This is a genomic window from Bradyrhizobium sp. CCBAU 53338, assembly GCF_015291665.1.
Classification (GTDB): Bacteria; Pseudomonadota; Alphaproteobacteria; order Rhizobiales; family Xanthobacteraceae; genus Bradyrhizobium.
The window spans coordinates 625,022-642,769 of sequence record NZ_CP030049.1; the positions used below are offsets into that span (position 1 = coordinate 625,022).

The window sequence follows — 17,748 nt, forward strand, 5'->3', positions numbered from 1 at the left end:
TTATTGTTTGATTGGAGCAGCGCTCCGCAATGAAACATAGCTCTTGAAGAGTGCGCGTGCCTCGGCCATGCGGCCGGCCTGACGAAGCGCATGACTGCGCAAGACCATCAAAGGCAGGCGCGAAGACGGGTCGTCGTCAAGCTTGTCTAACCTGTCCAGTGCCGCCAATGCGTCGTCACCGTGGCCCTCCGAGATCAGAGCGTAGACCAGAATGCGGAGCAGCTCGACGTCGTAAGAATGTTCGTGAGCTACGATTTGCAACAGAGCCAGGCTCTGTGCGCTCTGACCGCAGGCAAGATGGACATACGAAAGCGCGCAGAGCAAATCACGCTCCCTTCTTGTGATGTGCAAAACCTCACCGGCACGTGATAAGTGTGGCGGCGGAGCAGGTGTGAGGTGTTGCTCTCCGTCAGGCGCGGCCATTGCTAGCCTTTGATTAAACCGTTGTCATTCTGCCGGAGCAGAATTAACCGTCGCAGCTCCAACTGCACAATCGCGAGGTCTTCACGAGACACCGAACTCTCTGGCGCGGCCGAGAGCGTATCGGCCAAACGCTCGAGAAGAATGCCCTGCTTCTCTGGGCGCAAAACATGCGAATGAAATAGGCGCGGCGTGACAAAGGAGAGCAGGTTGTCCGCGAGACTGGGACCATTAAGCCAAGCAAGTTCTGAGCCTGGCTTGATCTCACCAATCTCGCCGCGCGCCTCGTTGACATTGACGCGCGAAACGGGATCAATAGAGGTAAGGTCCAGTGCGGTTACGATCGCGGAGACAACAGGCAGATCTTGCGGGGGATCATCCTGGAAAATCGCGAAGCTCTTGCCACCATTTGCATGAGTTCTCTCGATTGCGGATTCCGTGGCTCTAGCAGTCGCCGGCGTAATAGCAGGTGGGTTGTCGTCGACCTTGAGCTCCTCAAAAGAGGCGCCGGGCTCAAGCGAATGCTCAGACAGCCTAGTCATGAGTCTTTCCTCCTTATTCGCGGGCTGAAACTCTAATAGGGGAGGGCAACAAGCCGGCCGTTCCTGCTCAGCAGCAGACGTCGTTCCTCAATCCCATTGACGGTCCATCCGTTATTCAACAGCGCGCCCACGAAATACTTTTGACCAGCGATGACCAGATATGGCTCACTTCCTCGCCAAACGGCTTCGACGGAAATCGAGGACGGCGTCTTCTCCTCCCTGATGGCGACTGCATTGACGAGAACATATGCGTCCTTTCGATCGCGATCGAACCATTCTTGAACTTCCCGCCACTTTGGGAGAGAAGCGCGCGTTACGGTACCGTCAGCAGCGACAACACCCGGCTCAGATCGGACTTTGATATCAAAAAGGCCCGCTCGATCAACTTCCTCTTGCAGCCGTGTGGCAGCTGCTTCGGCGGTCGGAGCATCAGGAGCGTTGGGCGCCAGCTTAGGTGCAACGTCGACGTTACGGTGCAAGTCGGCGTTCACGTCAACAGCGCTGTCCGTCTCGACGAAACTCGTTGAGACGGCGCCGACCGCGACGGAACTGATCAGGACAGAGGCGAGTACCGCGGTCGATCCGAGCCAGCGGCTGATGGAGCCAGCTTGTTTGGAATCCTCTATGGAACAACGGATGGACATCTCGCCCGCATGGATGACGGCGGGAAGAGAAACAGCAACGCGCTCGTTCGGGAGAAGTGCCCGTTGTCCCTCTATCCTTACTTGCGGCGCAAGAGGCTCGATTTCAATCGAATTGTGATGGGGGGTGATACGAAAGTGATGACGTTCGAGCCCTTGTTCGATGAAAACCAAGTCAGCATCCAGGTCGCTACCAATCAGGCTCGATCCAAAGCCCAATTTGCCGGTCAGCCCGGAGTAAAGCCCCGACAGCACCTCGAAATGCAGGGAGTGTGGTTCATTCACGGTCGACGGTCTCCTGAACAGCGAGAGAGCCGTACGGCTCGTTGCGAGCTTTGCAGCTTACGCAGGCGAAGAAAGGTGGAACGACGACGTCGTCCCACCTCCTCCGTTACTGCACCCGCTCGTCGGCGACCTTCTTGATCGTCGTGAGCTCTGTTGAAACGATGCGAAGTTGCACATCCCTCTCAGTCGCTTTGGTGGTTTCAGCAGTCAGAGCGGCGATTTGGGCGTGCCAAGCGGCGTCTCCGGTGACTTCAGCAGCTGCAGCACCAACTGCGGCCGTAGCGGTGCCAGCGGCCCCCCCTGCGACCGAGGCAGTAGTCGCACCAATTTTAGAAGGCATATTGTTCTCCTGTGTGTTCGGGTGTCGCCGCTCCTGGCGGCTCCTATTTCCCGACGCCGCAACATCCGGCGTCAGGAATCCTCCTCGCTAATGGCCTCATGGAAACGAGCCATTGCATTACTTGCCATTTGGACAGCCGCGGCTCCGAGAGCGGCGTTGAATGCTTGGCGCAACGCGGCCTCTTGCGAGCTACTGTCCGGAGTTGACGTGCCATTTCCAGCGCTGCTTGTACCAGGCGATTGACCATGATTGTCATTGTCGTCGGGTGTGCGGGAGCCGTTCTTGTCACCACGAGCAGCATGGAAGTCAGGAGCAACGCGCGCAGTGGCGCTTGAACTCGGAATGCGCATTAAAGGCGTCTCCTATGTCAAGGTGGTCATGCCGTCGTGGCTTTCCTCACTGTGCGAGCATTAGCTTTCGACAAGCTGACGGATCTCAGAAATTCAACCGGTTTTGGCGGATTAACGAATTCGACGTGATTGGTGCATCGGCCACGTGTGGAGATCAGACAGTTGGCACCAAGAAAGACGATCATGTTATGAAGCCGGTTGATCGGGCGGTCTCGTTGATCATCAGGCTTTGAGGCCGAGATGCTATAACGTCCCGCTCGCCGTCGCCGGCGGCATCTCCATCAGGTAAGGCATTAAGACATTTCTCCCTGCCAAGCGCAGGCGGCGATGTGCCTAGATCGGATCAAACACGACCTGGAATGTTAAGCGTGCTGAAGCGATTAGAGCGTCAAGGCAAATCCGCCAAGTCTGCTAAGCCCTCAGCGTCATCGAGCACTTTCCCGCTGAGCGGGCAAAGGGCAAGCCTCGAGCGGTCGCCCTTGGTCTCATTCGTTCTGCCCTATTGCGCATCTCAGTGCGGCGTGTGCCTTCTCGTCGACATCATCTCGTTCTGTCCCGGTGTTAAGAAAGTCGACAAGTTCAGCGTCGGCTGTTGGAACCGGACGGCCGCCTATCGAACTGTTGCGACGACGTGCCGCATTTGGGGCTGCTCTCGAAGCACCGGTCGAGTCCAGCCAAACATAAAGCGGGCCATGGTGAAAACCGGCGAAGCAAAGTCGTCGGATGTGGGTAAGGAGCTCGAACATGCTGGCAAAGCTTGCGAGCCCCTACCGGTTTGGAGTGGAGACCCAACCGCACGAGGGCTGCGCAAGCTCGTCTAGCCACGCAGTTGTGAGCCGAGAGCCCCAAGTCACTCTGACTAGCTGTAAACGCCTGCAGCTTGCATGTCCGCGGACTCAATCCGCTCCTTTAGGGAGTTCAAATAGTCCTCCGCGTAAGATTGTGCCATCGAGACCGGAAGGTTGACGCCGGCCGTCGCGGCTTCTTGAATTGCCTGCTTCGTCAAGCCTTCGCGCATGGCTAGTTTGACCTCCGGGCCGCCGATACAACCCACCGCCTGTGCCGCAAGATTGAGTCCCGCTTCTTCCAGCGCCTGCTTTATGTTGCCGCCTGTGATGGCTGTGTGCAGAAGATTTGCTGCTTGCGCCTCGCTCTCGAGTATCATTGACGCGAGATCGGTCAATTCCCCCAAACCTGGAATGAAGCCGAGTACACCAACTGCCGTCGCAGCCCAGTCAAGCACGTTGGAGCCCACCTTGAGCACTTCATCAAAGGCGTGCATGAAGGCACCTCCGTTTTTCTTGGGTGACTTGACGTCCGGCTGGTCCGCCACGCCCGTCATCATGTCCTTGACGGCCGCCTGGTCGGCAGCCGGCTGAACAGCGTGCTGCTTCAATTGGTGAGCGGTGCGGTTCGCGCCGGACATGTTGCTGAAGAAATGGGTGAAATCGTTACTGCTGATGTTGCCGGAATCGACCGTATGGCCGCCGCCGAAGTCGAAGAACTTGTGGTGGGTCTTGTAGCCTGTGATCGAGTTGTTCAGCAATCCGAACAAGAGAGGATCCGACAACAGCTGGGAGGCCGCCTTTCGCACGTCCGGGGCGAGACTCTTGTCATCGACCATACTAGTGAGCGTCTCCCGGGTCAGGTCACCCTTCCCGAAAAAAGCCGCTTGGTTCTTATTGATCGTACCTAGCGTATCCAACTCGGCATGCGTGAGGTTCATCGATGACGAAGCCATCTGCAAGAAGTCCTCTTTGTGGACCTTATCTACCGAGCCGCCATACAACTGTTTCCATTCCTCTGGATGATTGAGGAAGTATCTCGCGGCTGCGAGAACCTGAGGTGGGCATTTACCCGTTTTAGCCTCGCCATCAACGATCTGCCTGAAATCCGCGAGGCTCAGGTTCTTGGGCAAATTATCAGAATAGCGATAGAGCTCACGCAGTGCGTCGGTCTGGGTCATAACGCAGGGCTGGCCGTTTCCGGTGCCGTCCGACGGAACGTAGTTATGCTCGTAGCGCCGCGCCTGCTGCTCCTGGAATGCAGCCACTTGTGAGTGATGATCGGAGAAGCCGGAGAGATCTCCTGCCTTGATTGTCCCCCCGCAGCGGCCATCGCCTTGTGAGCCTATCGCATAGAAGAGCTCCGGATCCTGCTGCAATGCTTCGATCGCCGTCTTCAGATCCGGCGGTGTGGAGGGGTCCGTCGCCAAATCTACGAGCGACTTCCAATCTAGGGGGCATTTATCTTTATGACGGTTCAGCACCGACACAATCTGCAACTCGGTGTCAGTCAGAGTGCCACTGTTCCATGTAATCCGTGAGCTGGGTACTGGCGCCGCTGCAATCGCAGTGGAGGCCGCAGCAGAGGTTGACTGCGGGGGCTGGCTATACGCTTCTGCGTCCAATGCAGCCCTAACGTCGGGTGGCACGATATTCCCCGTCAGCTGTATGAGCTCCTCCGTCAGGTTCTTAGTCGACTCCGAGGCCGAATCCTGTGGTGCGGAATGATCGCCGGTCGTGTCATTTAAGGCGTAGCTCGCAAGCACCGCCTCGAAACTTGACAGCTCTTGCGCCGGAGTGAGCCCGGGGGCAAGCCCGGACAAAGCCACGTTCGAGTTGGCGGCGAGGGATAGGTTGTTGACTGACATTATACATCCTGTGCTGTGAGATTGCGCCACCGTCCTGTCACACCGTGCAGCCCGAGTTCGCGACGAACACCAAGTGTTGATGGGCAGATCCAACAACTCCTGGCGGCTGCTCCCGGCGGCTGAGTGAGCGTCCAGTGCTCAGGTCCCGATCAACAGGCTCATTGCCTGCTAGATATTCACCCCCTTTTATAGTAGCGGGAGTTAGCTTTCGAGAAGCTGACGGCGCTCAGCGGAATGCGCGAACGGACATGAATGCGGTGTTGCGCAATACCCGCATCCCCCCAAAAGTGTCTGCCACTCCGTCGCGTCCTCACGCGGCAGATGGCAAAAATGGGAACTCGGGCCTGCAATCCGCGGAAGATCGGCGCGGGTTCGTGCAACAAAATTAAATGATACTGCCGCGTCGTCTGGCGATGGCGAGTGGGCGCGCTTACGGCCCGTTACGAGAGGGTTAGCGTCTGCTCCGTCAGCGCCATGAAGCATTATGGGATCAGTCACCGTTTGCCGGCAAATGTACTCAAACGGTTGAGATCGTCGATCGTTGAGTGGAGCTAAAGCCGTAGCCAGCGCAAGAATGATGCTGCCCACCTTTCCAGTTGAAGGCATCACCGTCTAGGTCTCGGGCTCTCATGCCGACAGCATCAGCTTTCAACATGCTCACAAAGAAAGCCGCGACCGCATTGAGCGCCGTTGTAAGCGACTTTTGCTGTCCAATTCATCTCTGGCTTGGGCCGGGCGCGTGAGCCACGTTATCTTGATGCGTCGCCTCGGGCAAAACAGGTCCCTCCGGTCGTCCATCACGAATAACCGTACTTGAGGAGCCCCGAAACAACATCAAGACCGACGCGGGCGCCGGCTTTGCGGTTGTCGTAAGAGTTCGTCGCGCCTGGGCCTCCGCCACTAGGCCGTTGAGCATTTGGTCGACGAGCGCGATGAAGCGAGGCGGACCAGAAGCGAAGACCAGTCCATCTTCCGGTGCGGCTCTCACGACGTAGCGTTCATCGGAAATTTTGAGTGCATCGAGTGCCGCCTTGAATGCATCGAAAGTGACCGGGTTTAAGACAAGCAGGCGACTTTCCGCCTCGTGCGCGTCGGATACGTACAGCACCAGCCCGTCATAGTACCACTGAAGATTATAAAGAGTGGTCACGCGTTCGAGGAAATCTCGCGGCGCGAGATCCGGCATGCGCCCGCGAATCCGCCCCTTTACATGGGTGCTGACATTGATTCGAATATTCAAATTGTTGCCGAACTCCTGCAGTGCGGCCGCGAGATCCTGATCCAGAACTGTGTAAGTATAAGGCGTGGATGGCAGCTCTAGAGTGGCGCCGAGCGCCCTAACCGCGCTCAAGGAGATGAAAACACCAACAATTAGAATGTTCTTCAACGTGTGCAGCCTCGTGGTGTGGTTGAGTATTCCAGGCGGTCATGCGCTGGTACTCTTCCAAAGTTGGAAGACGAACTTCGTCGCAAATTGGAAGCCAATCGTGATTTTTGGATGACGTAGCTCTTGATCCACGTCAGGTTTTGGTCAGCTCGGCTCGCTAGGGTGCCGAGCCGTTCCCGGCAACGACAGCTAATAGACGCGAGAGCAATGATTCCTTCCGTGATGTTTGGCGCGATGCCGATCTCTGCCAACCTCGGCGAGTGTCTCACCGAGGGGTGTTCATCGGCGCCGGGCAACTTTCATGAGCATCTTGCAAAGGCGGCATCGAAACAAGGCGCCGCCTCTTTGGTGGCCGACAGCGCGTTGGCGCCACCTGTACCGGAGGTTCAGCGTGCAGTCGCGCAGACAGGTCCACTGGGCGATCGCATTCTGCAGAATCTTTTTGGAGCGCACTTAGGCAAACCATATCCTTCGACCGGACTCCCTTCGATCGGCGAGCCGGGCCCTTCGAAGAGCGTCCAGCTTGGGCCCGCCGCGCGGCCTATCTCGCGCTTGGACGGAGTCGATGTCCATGTTATCGGAAAACCAGAAGGTGCCGACAATTTCGAGTCGACGTTGCAGAATCTGCGGGATGTTTACAACGGCGTCATTCAGGTTTCGCTCATCTCCAAGAGTGCTGGCGCCGTCGGTTCATCTCTGAATAAGCTGCTATCAGCGGGCTGAGCGGCGGTTGATGGTTCTTTTCGCGCAAAGAAAGATCGGTCGCGGCGCGACTTCTGGAAGGCAGGTGCATGCCGTTCTCCTATTGCCGCTTGTGCTGTTGCTAGCCGGCTGCAAGGCCGATCTCTATACGAAAGTTCAGGAGCGTGAAGCCAACGAGATGCTTGCCCTTCTCCTTAGTAAGGGTGTCGATGCAGTCCGTGTTGTCGCTAAGGACGGTAGCAGCACGATTCAGGTCGAAGAAAAGCAATTGGCCGTTTCGATAGAACTGCTGAATGGCCAGGGCTTGCCGCGCCAGGTGTTTAAGAATCTTGGGGAGGTGTTCAAGGGATCCGGCCTGGTTGCGTCCCCAGTTGAGGAGCGCGCTCGTTACGTTTATGCCCTAAGCGAAGAATTGTCGCGCACAATCAATGATATCGATGGGGTTCTCTCCGCCCGGGTTCATGTTGTCTTGCCGAAGAACGACCTTTTGCGACAGGATGCGACCCCGTCCTCGGCGTCGGTCTTCATTCGACATGGTTCCAATGCGAACCTCTCAGCCTTGTTGCCCCAAATCAAGATGCTCGTCGCCAATGGCATTGAAGGACTATCATACGACAAGGTGGCCGTCGTTTTCGTGCCGGTTGAGCGAGCGCAGCATGAGATGTTCTCTGCACCAGCAGCTGCTTCGATCCACCCGACCAAGTTCACGTCAGCCACCTTTCTTGCGATCGTGGTCGGGGGTGTCGGCGCCGCGGTCGGCATTCTATCTTACGTGCTGCTGAGCACACGTGTGCGCCAGCTAGGTCAATTCTGGCGGAAAGTGCCGAATATTGACACAGCGGCGAGTATGCCCGCCGTCCTAGCCGCTGGCAAAAAGCGGAACTCCGATGCGAGATAGGCCGAATGCAATGTCCGCAACGATGACATCCAACGAACCAAATCATTTGCTCAACCAACATTCCGGTCGGCCGCGGGAGCTTGCTGCGATAATCCATCCAAGCCGTTTTGCTGAACGTCTTGATGCGTCGCTGGCGGCGTCTACAGTGCTGCAACTGCAGAAAACTCCCAGACTACAGGAAAGACTAGTCGAACTGCTCCTAGGCAGTGAACTGGTCTTGAAGGGAAGTAGCTGGGGAAGGGGCGCTTTGCTTGGGCATGATCCGCATCGTGCGGCATTGCTCGCTGGCGGCATTTGGCATGCCCGTTCGGTACTGAAGCTGGTGTCAAAGCATGATCTTGCTCCACTGATCGGAAATATTGGTGCGGAAGCACATGCTTTCGCTATCCGACATGTATCCAGCGCCGTCGAAACCCAATTGATTGTCGATCCGGAGCAACTTTCGCAGCGGATTGCACATGACGGATATGCCTGCCTTGGCGCTTTCCTCAAGCGAGCCTCAGAACTCGACCGTACGCGCGTGCTTCTCTGCTTGCCTGTCGGGACTGCCGCGGAGAGTCCAGCCGCCGAACATCACAAAGCCGCGGGCCAATTGATGTCTTTGGTGATGACCCATTTGGCCGCAGAGACACGGCCGGCATGACCGCGGGTGAGCCAGCATTGCCAGAACGCCCGCAGATACGTCCGGTGGGTCCAGTCATACCAGCCTCGGAACTTGGGATCTGGTGCGATGTGGTACAGACGCGCGCGCTAGCTCAGCGGTATCTACAGCAGGTTCGCAACTGGGCAAGGAACGCTTATCATCGCGAGCAGGCGCGCGGGCACTCCGAAGGCCTGAAGACAGGCTCGGACGAAATGGCGCGGCTGGTTGCTCGAGCTGCTTCTGAGCTGGCGCGGCGAAAAGCCGTGCTGGAACAGGAGCTGCCACAACTTGTCATTGAGGTCCTGAACGACTTGGTGGGCTCGTTCGATCCGGGCGAGATGTTAGTGAGGTCGGTTCGTCACGCTATCGAGCAAAGATATGGCGGTGCGGAATTGCGCCTTCATGTGTCTCCTGTGAACGTCGATGCCATGACATGCGAGTTCGCGTCATTCCATGGAACGCATGGGCGTCCGAAGGTCAGAATTGATCCGGACCCGGCTCTAACGCCGGACCAATGCGTTTTGTGGAGTGAGTTTGGTAATGTCGATCTAGGACTTGCCGCGCAGCTCCGCACACTGCGCCTCGCCCTTGCTCCGCCTGTTCAGGAGGACGAACAATGACTTCCCAAAGGCCAAGCTATGGCAATGCGGCTGCTGAAGGCGCGGTGCACGCAGCATTATCATCTCTGAAATCTACGGCAAAGCATGTCGATACGCGTGCTGTGCGCGGACGAGTCACCCGAGCCGTCGGCACCTTGGTCCATGCCGTGCTGCCCGGGGCCCACGTTGGGGAGCTGTGCCTATTGCAGGATCACAGTACGGGATGGTCACTTGATGCGGAGGTGGTCGGTCTGCTGCCGGATGGAGTATTGCTCACGCCAATCGGCGACATGGTAGGCATGTCTAGCCGTGCGGAAGTGGTTCCGACCGGGCGAATGCAGGAAGTTGCGGTCGGTGCCGATTTGCTGGGCCGCGTCATCGATAGCTTCGGCCGTCCGCTCGACGGGAAGGGGCCAATAAAGACGACCCACACTCGTCCCCTACGCGGCAGGGCACCCAACCCAATGAGGCGGCGGGGGATCGAGCAGCCTTTTCCGCTCGGCGTCCGCGTGCTCGACGGACTTCTGACGTGTGGCGAAGGCCAACGGATCGGAATCTATGGAGACGCTGGTTGCGGCAAGTCGACGCTGATGTCGCAGATTGTTAAAGGCGCGGACGCTGAGGTCACCGTCGTTGCGCTTATAGGAGAGCGCGGACGTGAGGTGCGTGAATTCATCGAGCGCCATATTGGCAATGCCATCGATCGGACGATCGCTGTCGTTGAGACCTCCGACCGGTCGGCAATGGAGCGCGCGCAATGTGCTCATACGGCGACGGCACTCGCCGAGTACTTTCGTGATCAGGGACAGCGGGTCGTTCTCATGATGGATTCGTTGACGCGCTTCAGCCGCGCGATGCGTGAAATCGGCCTAGCCGCGGGAGAACCTCCGACGCGGCGAGGCTTTCCTCCCTCCGTCTTTGCGCTGCTGCCGGCTCTGTTGGAACGTGCCGGTATGGGCGAGCAGGGCTCGATCACGGCCTTCTATACCGTACTTGTCGAAGGTGACGGGACAGGCGATCCAATCGCCGAAGAGTCGCGCGGTATTCTCGATGGTCATATCATTCTCTCACGCGCGCTCGCATCGCGAGAGCATTTTCCGGCCATCGACGTGTTGTCGAGCCGAAGTCGCGTGATGGATGCGGTCGTCTCTGTGTCACATCGAAAGGCCGCCTCTTTCTTTCGAGATCTTCTTTCGCGCTATGATGAGGCCGAATTTTTGATCAAGGTCGGTGAGTACAAGCCAGGGGGCGATCCGCTGACCGACCGAGCAATCGCGTCGATCGAGGACTTGCGGAATTTCTTGCGCCAGGGGCAGGATGAACCGTCCAGCTTTGAGGAGGCCATCACGTGGATGTCGCGTCTTACCGACTGAATCCCAGCCAAGCGTCGAAATTGCGGCTGGTGAAGGACATGAGGGAGCGAAGTGCGCTTCGTCAATTATCCAATACGCAAGCCGAACGCCAAATTGCGGTTAAAGCGATGGAGAAAGCTTCCAAGAATGCCGCCAGCGCCGAGAAACGCCGCGCAAGCCTCGAAGCTGAACTTTATTTAGAACTCGCATCGTCTAACAGGATGTGCGTCACCGAACTCGACCGTAGGCTTCATCTCGTCATTGGACGCCTCACAGCTGAGATCGCAACTGCACGCCAGGTGCTTGAGCAAGCGCGCATCGCTCAACAGCAGGCCCAGGCGGCGGTTGTTGAGGCGCGGGTCGTGTGGGCCAAGCGTTCGGCGGCGAGCCAGAAATGGCAGCAGATTGAGTGCGATGTGCAGCGCTCGACCAACGCTTGCTCGGAGTGTGCAGCTCAAATCGAAACGGACGATGAGGTCTTGCTCCGGTATCAGAGTGGCTCGCGAAGCCAGGCAATTGGCGTTTTGATTTAATGGCTGCTTCTCTTATGTCGGCGCGAACTGCCGACCCCGTGAACATGAGCGCGGAAAATGCGGTCGGTGAACCGGCACGATTCGTGCCGCGGCTAAGATTGTCGCATAGCGCGGTCTCGTGCCTCAATTTGATGGCCCCCCGGCGAACGGTTCTGAAGAGCCGCCTTGGCGATACGCCGGTCTCGATATGTATTAACCGGCTTGTGTGGCAGGCGCAGCAATCGACCGCGCCGATGCTTGATTGTGTATTTCGCGTCGGAGCCGAAATGGCCGTCTTGTCGGTGCCGCGCCAGTTGGCGGAGGCATTGATTTCGACAGTGCAGCATGGCCTTACGTTACCTTCGGACCCAGCCCGCTCTTTCGTCCTCGAACTTGCGCTTGAACCATGGTTCACTCGAGTAGAGCATCTGCTAGCGCAGGATTTGCAAATTATCCGCATCGACGAAGCAACGATGGAAGGTCCTTATCTGGAACTCGACATCGTCTACGGGGCGCTCGTGGGCAAGGCGCGGCTGTTCCTATTCTCGTCTCTTGAGGGTCCGGTTCCGGCTGCCTTCTGTAAGTTAGGCGAGATGCTTGGCCAATTGCCCCGAGAAATGCGCAAGCTTTCCCCGGAGTTGCCCATCATGGTTGCCAGCGAGATTAGCTCGCTGCGCGTGTCCGTCGGGCTTCTTCGCCAAGCACAAACTGGCGATGCGCTGTTGCCGGACGTCATTCCCTTTGCGAGCGGTCAGGTCATCCTGACTGCGGACAAATTGTGGGCGCCGGCGGAGATTGCTGGCGACAGACTAATCTTGCGGGGACCCTTCCGCCTGCAACCCCACCCTCTCAAGAGTGCATATATGACAACACGACCCCAAACCCAGCCATCGACCCTGCCCTCGGAAACCGACATCGACAGCATTGAGATTACGCTCGTGTTCGAATGCGGCCGTTGGCCTATCCCGCTGGGTACGTTGAGGAGCGTCAACGAAGGGCATGTCTTTGAACTTGGCCGTCCCGTTGACCGTCCGGTTGACATTGTTGCCAATGGTCGATTGATCGGCCACGGCGACATCGTGCGTGTCGGGGAGGAACTGGCCATCAGGCTACGTGGTGGGTTGGCGGTCAATGACTGACATTCAGCCAGGCATTCCTGCACTTCTTGCAGCGACGGTCGGTCTCGGTCTGCTGGCGTTCGCAGTTGTCACGACGACGGCATTCATAAAAGTTTCCGTCGTTCTCTTCCTCGTGCGCAACGCGCTCGGAACCCAATCCATACCCCCGAACATCGTTCTGTATGGCGCTGCATTGATCCTTACGGTCTTCATTGGTGCTCCAGTGCTGGAGCAGATCTACAACCACGTTACCGCCCCGCAACTTCACTACCAAACGCTCGATGACTGGGCGACAGCCGCTAAGGAGGGAAGCGAGCCGCTGCGCGCTCACCTGAAAAAGTTCAGCAGTGAGGAGCAGCGCACGTTCTTCCTGTCATCCACAGAACATGTTTGGTCAGAGGAGATGCGGGCAAACGCTACAGCGGATGATTTTGCGATTCTTGTACCGTCCTTTCTGATCTCGGAATTAAAGCGTGCCTTTGAAATCGGCTTCCTTCTCTATCTTCCATTCATCACGATTGATCTGATTGTAACGACGATTCTGATGGCCATGGGCATGTCAATGGTATCGCCCACAATGATATCTGTTCCTTTTAAGCTCTTTCTGTTCGTCACGATCGACGGATGGTCGCGGCTCATGCACGGGTTGGTGTTAAGTTACGCCACGGCCGGAGGTTAATATGGACGAGACCAGCATCCTCACGCATTTGACCCGATCGCTCGTCCTCTTCATGATGTGGGTTCTGCCACCGCTCCTAGCAGCTCTCGTGGCCGGCTTGGGTGTTGGCATAATACAGGCGGCAACGCAGCTCCAGGATCAAACCTTGCCCCTAACCGTGAGGCTCCTCGTCGTCGTCGCCGTGCTCGTTCTGTTTTCTCGGGTGCTGAGTGCGCCGCTTATCGAACAGGCCAAACATATCTTCACGGAGTTCCCCTCTCTCACATCGAGGTATTAGTGAGGAACCGAAGGCCGAGTTTGTGAGGACAAAACCGCCCATCGACATCACCGGTGAATTACCAAAGTGGCTGGCCAGTTTGTCGAGCGAGCATGAGAGTATGGGGATCGACGGCCTACCCTGCGGGCTCGCAGTGCGGCTGGTGCTCTCGTTGAGCGCTATTAGAACGAACACCGCCGACTATTTGCGGCCTTGGCGTCAAACATTAAGGCACGGCGAGCGGAACCGGTTAGATTAGCTGAGGCGAACAACGAGCGCCGCGAATGCATGCTTTGTCACCCACCGAGGCGCAAGCTCTAATTCAGAGTGCTGTCGAGTTCGTCGTTGCAGCGGGCCTTAGCGCTGCGCGGGCCTTAGGCATTATGTTGGTGCTTCCCGTATTCACGCGGCCGCAGATTAGCGGGATGATCCGCACAAGCTTGACGATCGTGATTGGACTGCCATGCCTTGCGCATGTCAAGGCCGGTCTGCAGACTCTAGATCCGGCCACCCGTCTGGCCGCGGTCGCGTTCCTCGGTCTCAAAGAGATATTCGTCGGCCTGCTGTTCGGGATGTTCCTAAGTATACCGCTATGGAGCATCCAGGCAGTTGGCGACATCATTGACACGCAACGGAGCGTTTCAAGCCAGTTGGACGATCCTGCGACGCGCAGCCAGGCCTCCGCCACGGGTCTCTTTCTCGGAACTGCTGGGGTTACTATTTTCGTTGCGTCTGGAGGTCTACAGACGATGGTTCGGTGCCTGTATGGCAGCTATCTGATCTGGCCCGTGTACCGGCTACTACCTCCTCTGACAATGCAAGGGGCAATGGAAGTTGTAGCGCTTCTCGATCATATCATGCACACGGCCCTGCTATTTTCCGGACCCGTGCTGGCTCTGCTGCTCCTGATTGAGATATCCCTCATGTTGCTAGGGCGGTTTGCGCCGCAAATTAAGCTGAACGACCTCTCCCCCACCATCAAGAACGCCGCCTTTGGCATCATCATGGTGAGTTACACCGTCTTCCTCATGGAATACATGGGAACGGAGATTATCCAGTCCTACGGAGTGCTGGAGTGGCTCGGGAAGTTCCTAAAATGAGCGACTCGAGCGAAGAGAAGAAGCGTCCGCCAACTCCCAAGAAGCTACGGCAGGCGCGTAAGAAGGGACAGATCCCGCGCAGCGCCGATTTTGTGAGCGCGCTTAGCATTTGCGCCGCATTCGGCTGTCTATGTTTCCGAGCGGGCGCGATCGAGGGCGTATGGCGTGAGGGGGTGCGGCTCGTCGACAAGCTGCAGGGGCAGCCCTTCAACAGTGCGGTCCAGCAGGCACTGGTCGGATTGATCGAACTTTCGTTGACGAGCGTTGCCCCAATCATTGGAGCGGCCGTGGCTGCAGGCATTCTAGCCAGTGTCTTGGCTGCTGGTGGGCTGACGTTCTCCGTGGAGCCGCTGAAACCAAGCCTTAAGAAATTGGATCCAATCAAAGGGCTCAAACGGATTGTCTCTCAGAAGTCGCTTGTCGAGCTTGGTAAGTCGTTGATCAAAGTGTTCCTTCTCGGCGTAACGCTGTTTTTCACCTCACTCGCAAGTTGGAAGGCGCTGGTGTACCTGCCTGTCTGCGGTTTGGGTTGTTTCAGCTTTGTATTCAAAGAGGTCAAATTCTTAATTGAAATTGCTGCTGGGGCGTTTCTGATCGGCGGCTTGACCGACCTGCTAATTCAGCGCTGGCTATTCTTGCGTGACATGCGCATGACGGAGAGTGAAGCGAAGCGCGAGTCTAAGGAGCAGGAAGGCAACCCACATGTAAAGGGCGAACACCGCCGGCTTCGTCGGGAATCGGCGAGTGAGCCGCCGCTCGGAGTCAATCGGGCCACATTGATACTGACGGGCCCCGCGATGTTAGTTGGACTGCGCTACGTTCGTGGACAGACCGGAGTGCCGGTTTTGGTATGCCGCGGTGAGGACGAACTTGCTTCACAGTTGTTTGATCAGGCGAGGGCGCTGCATCTGAGCATTATTCAGGAACCTGCTTTGGCGCGTCAGCTGATCCGAAAGGGAATAATGGGCAAGGCCGTTCCGAAGGACTGTTTCGAGGGGGTTGCAAAGGCAGTCTTTGCCGCTGGCCTGGTCTAGCTTGGCGCGGCAATGCGATGCATTCGGGCGTGTTAGTCAAAGACGTCCAGTCGCTACTTGATCTGTAAGTCACGTCGTCTGGAAAGGCGGAAGCAGATCGTGGCGTCTGCGGAAGTTGGCCGCCAGAGTATCGCCAATGCTCTTGCCGCTCAGCCATTGAGAGTGCTCATTGGGCTTCTGACGCAATGCGATTATGAGTGTCACTTTCCAAGTGGCTCTTGTTGCCTGCGGCGAGACCTCCCCGTGCGGTAAGCGGAAGCACCGCACGGTCACCACTGGTTGGCAAGATAGCTCTGTTCTCGAGCAAGTCGCCGGGATCGTTGACCGTGACCGCGAGGTTATTGCGGATCGAACAGCCGAGCGTTGGATTGAAAGAATTGTCGTCTACTGAAGGGCCGATGATTGAAAGGGATGGACAGAGCGGAGGACGTGCTTCGTAAATGATCGCCTCGATTTGGACACCGAAATGGCTGGGCAGATCTACGGGGGAAGCGGACCGGCGAATATTATAGGCGGGAACGCCCATCTCGCGGGCCTCATGAGCCACCTGCGTAATGAGCCGGGGCGAACCACTGACGTCCAGATGGAGTGCATCCCGCCGACCGCGGCTGGCGTTCGCAATGAAATTACGCAGACCATACCTCTCGGCGCGACGAAGGCTCTGTAGTCGCAAGATACTGGTCTTCTGCTCCACTTGAATCGCTTGATCAGTCGGCTCAGAATAGATCGCAGCATTATGTGTGCATCCGCCTACGGTTGCCGCTACGGCAATCAAGTGGCCCAGGTTTCGCAAGGTCATTAGCGGTCCTCATTCGATAACAAAGCCGGCTCCGCCGGTCGCGTCTGGTTCGGTGCGGGAGCCTCGCGGCTTCGCGGGGGACGCGCCAACGTATTCGTTAAAATGCGCCCCCCGTCTGATGGCGGCCGGAGGCGGTCAGTCGGCGCGCTTATCTTGGCGGCAGATGATGCTGGCCGCACGATGTAAGGGGTAACGACGATGACAAGCTCCGTCTCCTGCTTCTGAAATGAGGAGGACCGAAACAGTGCACCAAGGATCGGGACATCGCCTAACCCGGGAAACGTGCTGATGTCGGTGTTGAAATTGCGTCTTATGAGCCCGCCGATTGCAAAGCTCTGACCGCTGGCAAGCTCGACAACAGTACTGGCACGTCGCGTGGAGAGGCCAGGCAGAGACATTCCGTTGATATTGACTTCACCTTCTTTGGATAACTCACTGACTTCAGGCTTGACGTGGATATTGATCTGATTGTTGCTGAGAACGGTCGGAACGAACTCCAGACTGATTCCGAATTGACGGAATTGAACTGAGAGTTGACGATTGTCCTGCATGACCGGAATTGGAAATTCGCCGCCTGCCAGGAAGCTTGCTGATTCGCCGGACATCGCGGTAAGAGTTGGCTCCGCCAATACCGACGCGAGATGCTCGTTGGCGAGGGCGTCAAGTACAGCACTGATGTTCGTGCTGCCAACGCCGACTCCGACACTTGCCGTGCCGCCACCCCGGCTCGCACCGGAACCGCCAGGCTTGCCACTGCTAAACCCGAAAATGACCGCTCCGTTTTGGCCCGATGCAGAGAGGTTGATGCCAAGCTCCTTCACGGCGCTGCGCGAGACTTCCGCCACGCGCACGCTAAGCGTCACTTGCAATGAGCCGGCCACTTGGATGTTGTTGACGACCAGCGCGCCCGCGCCCAGAAATTGCTCGGTAATCTTCTTGGCGCGCTCAACGACGTCGACACTTGGTGCTGTCCCTCTCAGAATTGCGCCGCGTGGCGTATAGGTGACTTGGATCGGATGGTCCCCGAGCTCAGCCTTTAGTGCAGCACGCAAATCCTCGATAGGCTGGGTAACGACAACACGTAACTCGGCTAACGCTTCTCCATTGTCGTTCAAAGCAAATAGGCTGGTCCGTCCCGACTGTTTTCCAAAGACGAAGATGGTTGTATTCGATGGGGCCTGGTAGTCGGCTATCGTTGGGTCGGCAACGAATATGCTGGCCGCCGGCGCCGGAAGATGAATCGTCTGGCCCTGAGAGGAGGAAAGATTCAAGACCCCGCTAAGGCTGTCAGTTGTTGACCGTGGCGACGCCTGATTAGGGTCGCGCTTTATCTGAGCTGCGGTAGTGGGCGGCAGCACGAGAGGAAGCGAGCAAACGACATACAGAAGGCGCGAGCGAATAGCTGAGGTGACCGCCGTCGGCCATCGGCAGCTGCGAA

General features: G+C 57.4%; 18 protein-coding genes and 1 pseudogene. 11 read left to right on the forward strand and 8 right to left on the reverse strand.

Features of this window, described 5'->3' with window-relative positions:
• The 6 genes from XH90_RS37110 to XH90_RS37135 all read right to left on the reverse strand — a co-directional run bounded on the left by XH90_RS37110 (window position 1) and on the right by XH90_RS37135 (window position 6,618).
• Window positions 1-423 (reverse strand): histidine kinase, encoded by a 423-nt coding sequence (locus tag XH90_RS37110; RefSeq protein WP_128929725.1) that lies wholly within the window; start codon window positions 421-423, stop codon window positions 1-3.
• Window positions 424-425: 2 nt separating this feature from the next.
• On the reverse strand, window positions 426-962 hold the full coding sequence (locus XH90_RS37115; RefSeq protein WP_128929724.1) for a hypothetical protein: 537 nt from the start codon (window positions 960-962) through the stop codon (window positions 426-428).
• A 32-nt stretch (window positions 963-994) separates the two neighbouring features.
• Entirely contained in the window at window positions 995-1,888 is an 894-nt protein-coding gene (locus XH90_RS37120) for a hypothetical protein (protein WP_128955094.1), read from the reverse strand.
• A gap of 106 nt (window positions 1,889-1,994) precedes the next feature.
• Window positions 1,995-2,228, reverse strand: a complete 234-nt coding sequence (locus tag XH90_RS37125; protein ID WP_128929722.1) for a hypothetical protein — start codon at window positions 2,226-2,228, stop codon at window positions 1,995-1,997.
• Between the two features lie 1,209 nt (window positions 2,229-3,437).
• Window positions 3,438-5,231, reverse strand: coding sequence for an HrpF/NolX family T3SS translocon protein (locus tag XH90_RS37130; protein ID WP_128929721.1), 1,794 nt, complete (start codon window positions 5,229-5,231; stop codon window positions 3,438-3,440).
• 715 nt (window positions 5,232-5,946) lie between these two features.
• Window positions 5,947-6,618 (reverse strand): nodulation protein NolW, encoded by a 672-nt coding sequence (locus XH90_RS37135; RefSeq protein WP_128929720.1) that lies wholly within the window; start codon window positions 6,616-6,618, stop codon window positions 5,947-5,949.
• A 207-nt stretch (window positions 6,619-6,825) separates the two neighbouring features.
• On the opposite strand from XH90_RS37135, the gene XH90_RS37140 reads away from it, so the two are divergent.
• The 11 genes from XH90_RS37140 (at window position 6,826) to XH90_RS37190 (ending at window position 15,511) form a co-directional block, all read left to right on the forward strand.
• Window positions 6,826-7,341, forward strand: coding sequence for a nodulation protein NolB (locus XH90_RS37140; protein WP_232995593.1), 516 nt, complete (start codon window positions 6,826-6,828; stop codon window positions 7,339-7,341).
• Window positions 7,342-7,351: 10 nt separating this feature from the next.
• Complete coding sequence (sctJ, locus tag XH90_RS37145) at window positions 7,352-8,218, forward strand: type III secretion system inner membrane ring lipoprotein SctJ (RefSeq protein ID WP_128929719.1); 867 nt, start codon at window positions 7,352-7,354, stop codon at window positions 8,216-8,218.
• 10 nt (window positions 8,219-8,228) lie between these two features.
• Window positions 8,229-8,861 (forward strand): nodulation protein NolU, encoded by a 633-nt coding sequence (locus XH90_RS37150; RefSeq protein WP_232995592.1) that lies wholly within the window; start codon window positions 8,229-8,231, stop codon window positions 8,859-8,861.
• Window positions 8,858-9,481 carry a type III secretion system stator protein SctL gene (gene sctL / locus XH90_RS37155; RefSeq protein WP_128929718.1) on the forward strand — a complete coding sequence of 208 codons (624 nt, stop codon included), beginning with the start codon at window positions 8,858-8,860 and terminating at the stop codon, window positions 9,479-9,481. Before XH90_RS37150 ends, sctL begins: the two co-directional genes overlap by 4 nt.
• Window positions 9,478-10,833, forward strand: coding sequence for a type III secretion system ATPase SctN (gene sctN / locus XH90_RS37160; RefSeq protein ID WP_128929717.1), 1,356 nt, complete (start codon window positions 9,478-9,480; stop codon window positions 10,831-10,833). Before sctL ends, sctN begins: the two co-directional genes overlap by 4 nt.
• Complete coding sequence (locus XH90_RS37165) at window positions 10,809-11,345, forward strand: hypothetical protein (RefSeq protein ID WP_128955093.1); 537 nt, start codon at window positions 10,809-10,811, stop codon at window positions 11,343-11,345. The genes sctN and XH90_RS37165 overlap by 25 nt, the downstream gene beginning before the upstream one ends.
• A 44-nt stretch (window positions 11,346-11,389) precedes the next feature.
• A complete protein-coding gene (gene sctQ, locus XH90_RS37170) occupies window positions 11,390-12,463 on the forward strand; it encodes a type III secretion system cytoplasmic ring protein SctQ (RefSeq protein ID WP_128929715.1) in 1,074 nt (357 codons plus the stop codon).
• Window positions 12,456-13,121 (forward strand): type III secretion system export apparatus subunit SctR, encoded by a 666-nt coding sequence (gene sctR, locus XH90_RS37175; protein ID WP_128929714.1) that lies wholly within the window; start codon window positions 12,456-12,458, stop codon window positions 13,119-13,121. Before sctQ ends, sctR begins: the two co-directional genes overlap by 8 nt.
• A gap of 1 nt (window position 13,122) precedes the next feature.
• Window positions 13,123-13,398: an EscS/YscS/HrcS family type III secretion system export apparatus protein gene (locus tag XH90_RS37180; RefSeq protein WP_128929713.1), complete on the forward strand. Its 276-nt coding sequence runs from the start codon at window positions 13,123-13,125 to the stop codon at window positions 13,396-13,398.
• Window positions 13,399-13,661: 263 nt separating this feature from the next.
• The gene (gene sctT / locus XH90_RS37185) at window positions 13,662-14,477 is read left to right on the forward strand and encodes a type III secretion system export apparatus subunit SctT (protein ID WP_128929712.1); all 816 of its coding nucleotides are present in this window, start codon (window positions 13,662-13,664) and stop codon (window positions 14,475-14,477) included.
• Window positions 14,474-15,511 (forward strand): EscU/YscU/HrcU family type III secretion system export apparatus switch protein, encoded by a 1,038-nt coding sequence (locus XH90_RS37190; RefSeq protein WP_128929711.1) that lies wholly within the window; start codon window positions 14,474-14,476, stop codon window positions 15,509-15,511. Before sctT ends, XH90_RS37190 begins: the two co-directional genes overlap by 4 nt.
• Window positions 15,512-15,677: 166 nt before the next feature.
• Here the strand turns inward: XH90_RS37190 and XH90_RS37195 are convergent, their stop codons facing one another.
• Both XH90_RS37195 and XH90_RS37200 read right to left on the reverse strand, forming a co-directional pair.
• A complete protein-coding gene (locus XH90_RS37195) occupies window positions 15,678-16,310 on the reverse strand; it encodes a CpaD family pilus assembly lipoprotein (RefSeq protein ID WP_128929710.1) in 633 nt (210 codons plus the stop codon).
• Window positions 16,311-16,319: 9 nt separating this feature from the next.
• Window positions 16,320-17,710, reverse strand: a pseudogene (locus XH90_RS37200) (type II and III secretion system protein family protein).
• Window positions 17,711-17,748: the final 38 nt, after the last annotated feature.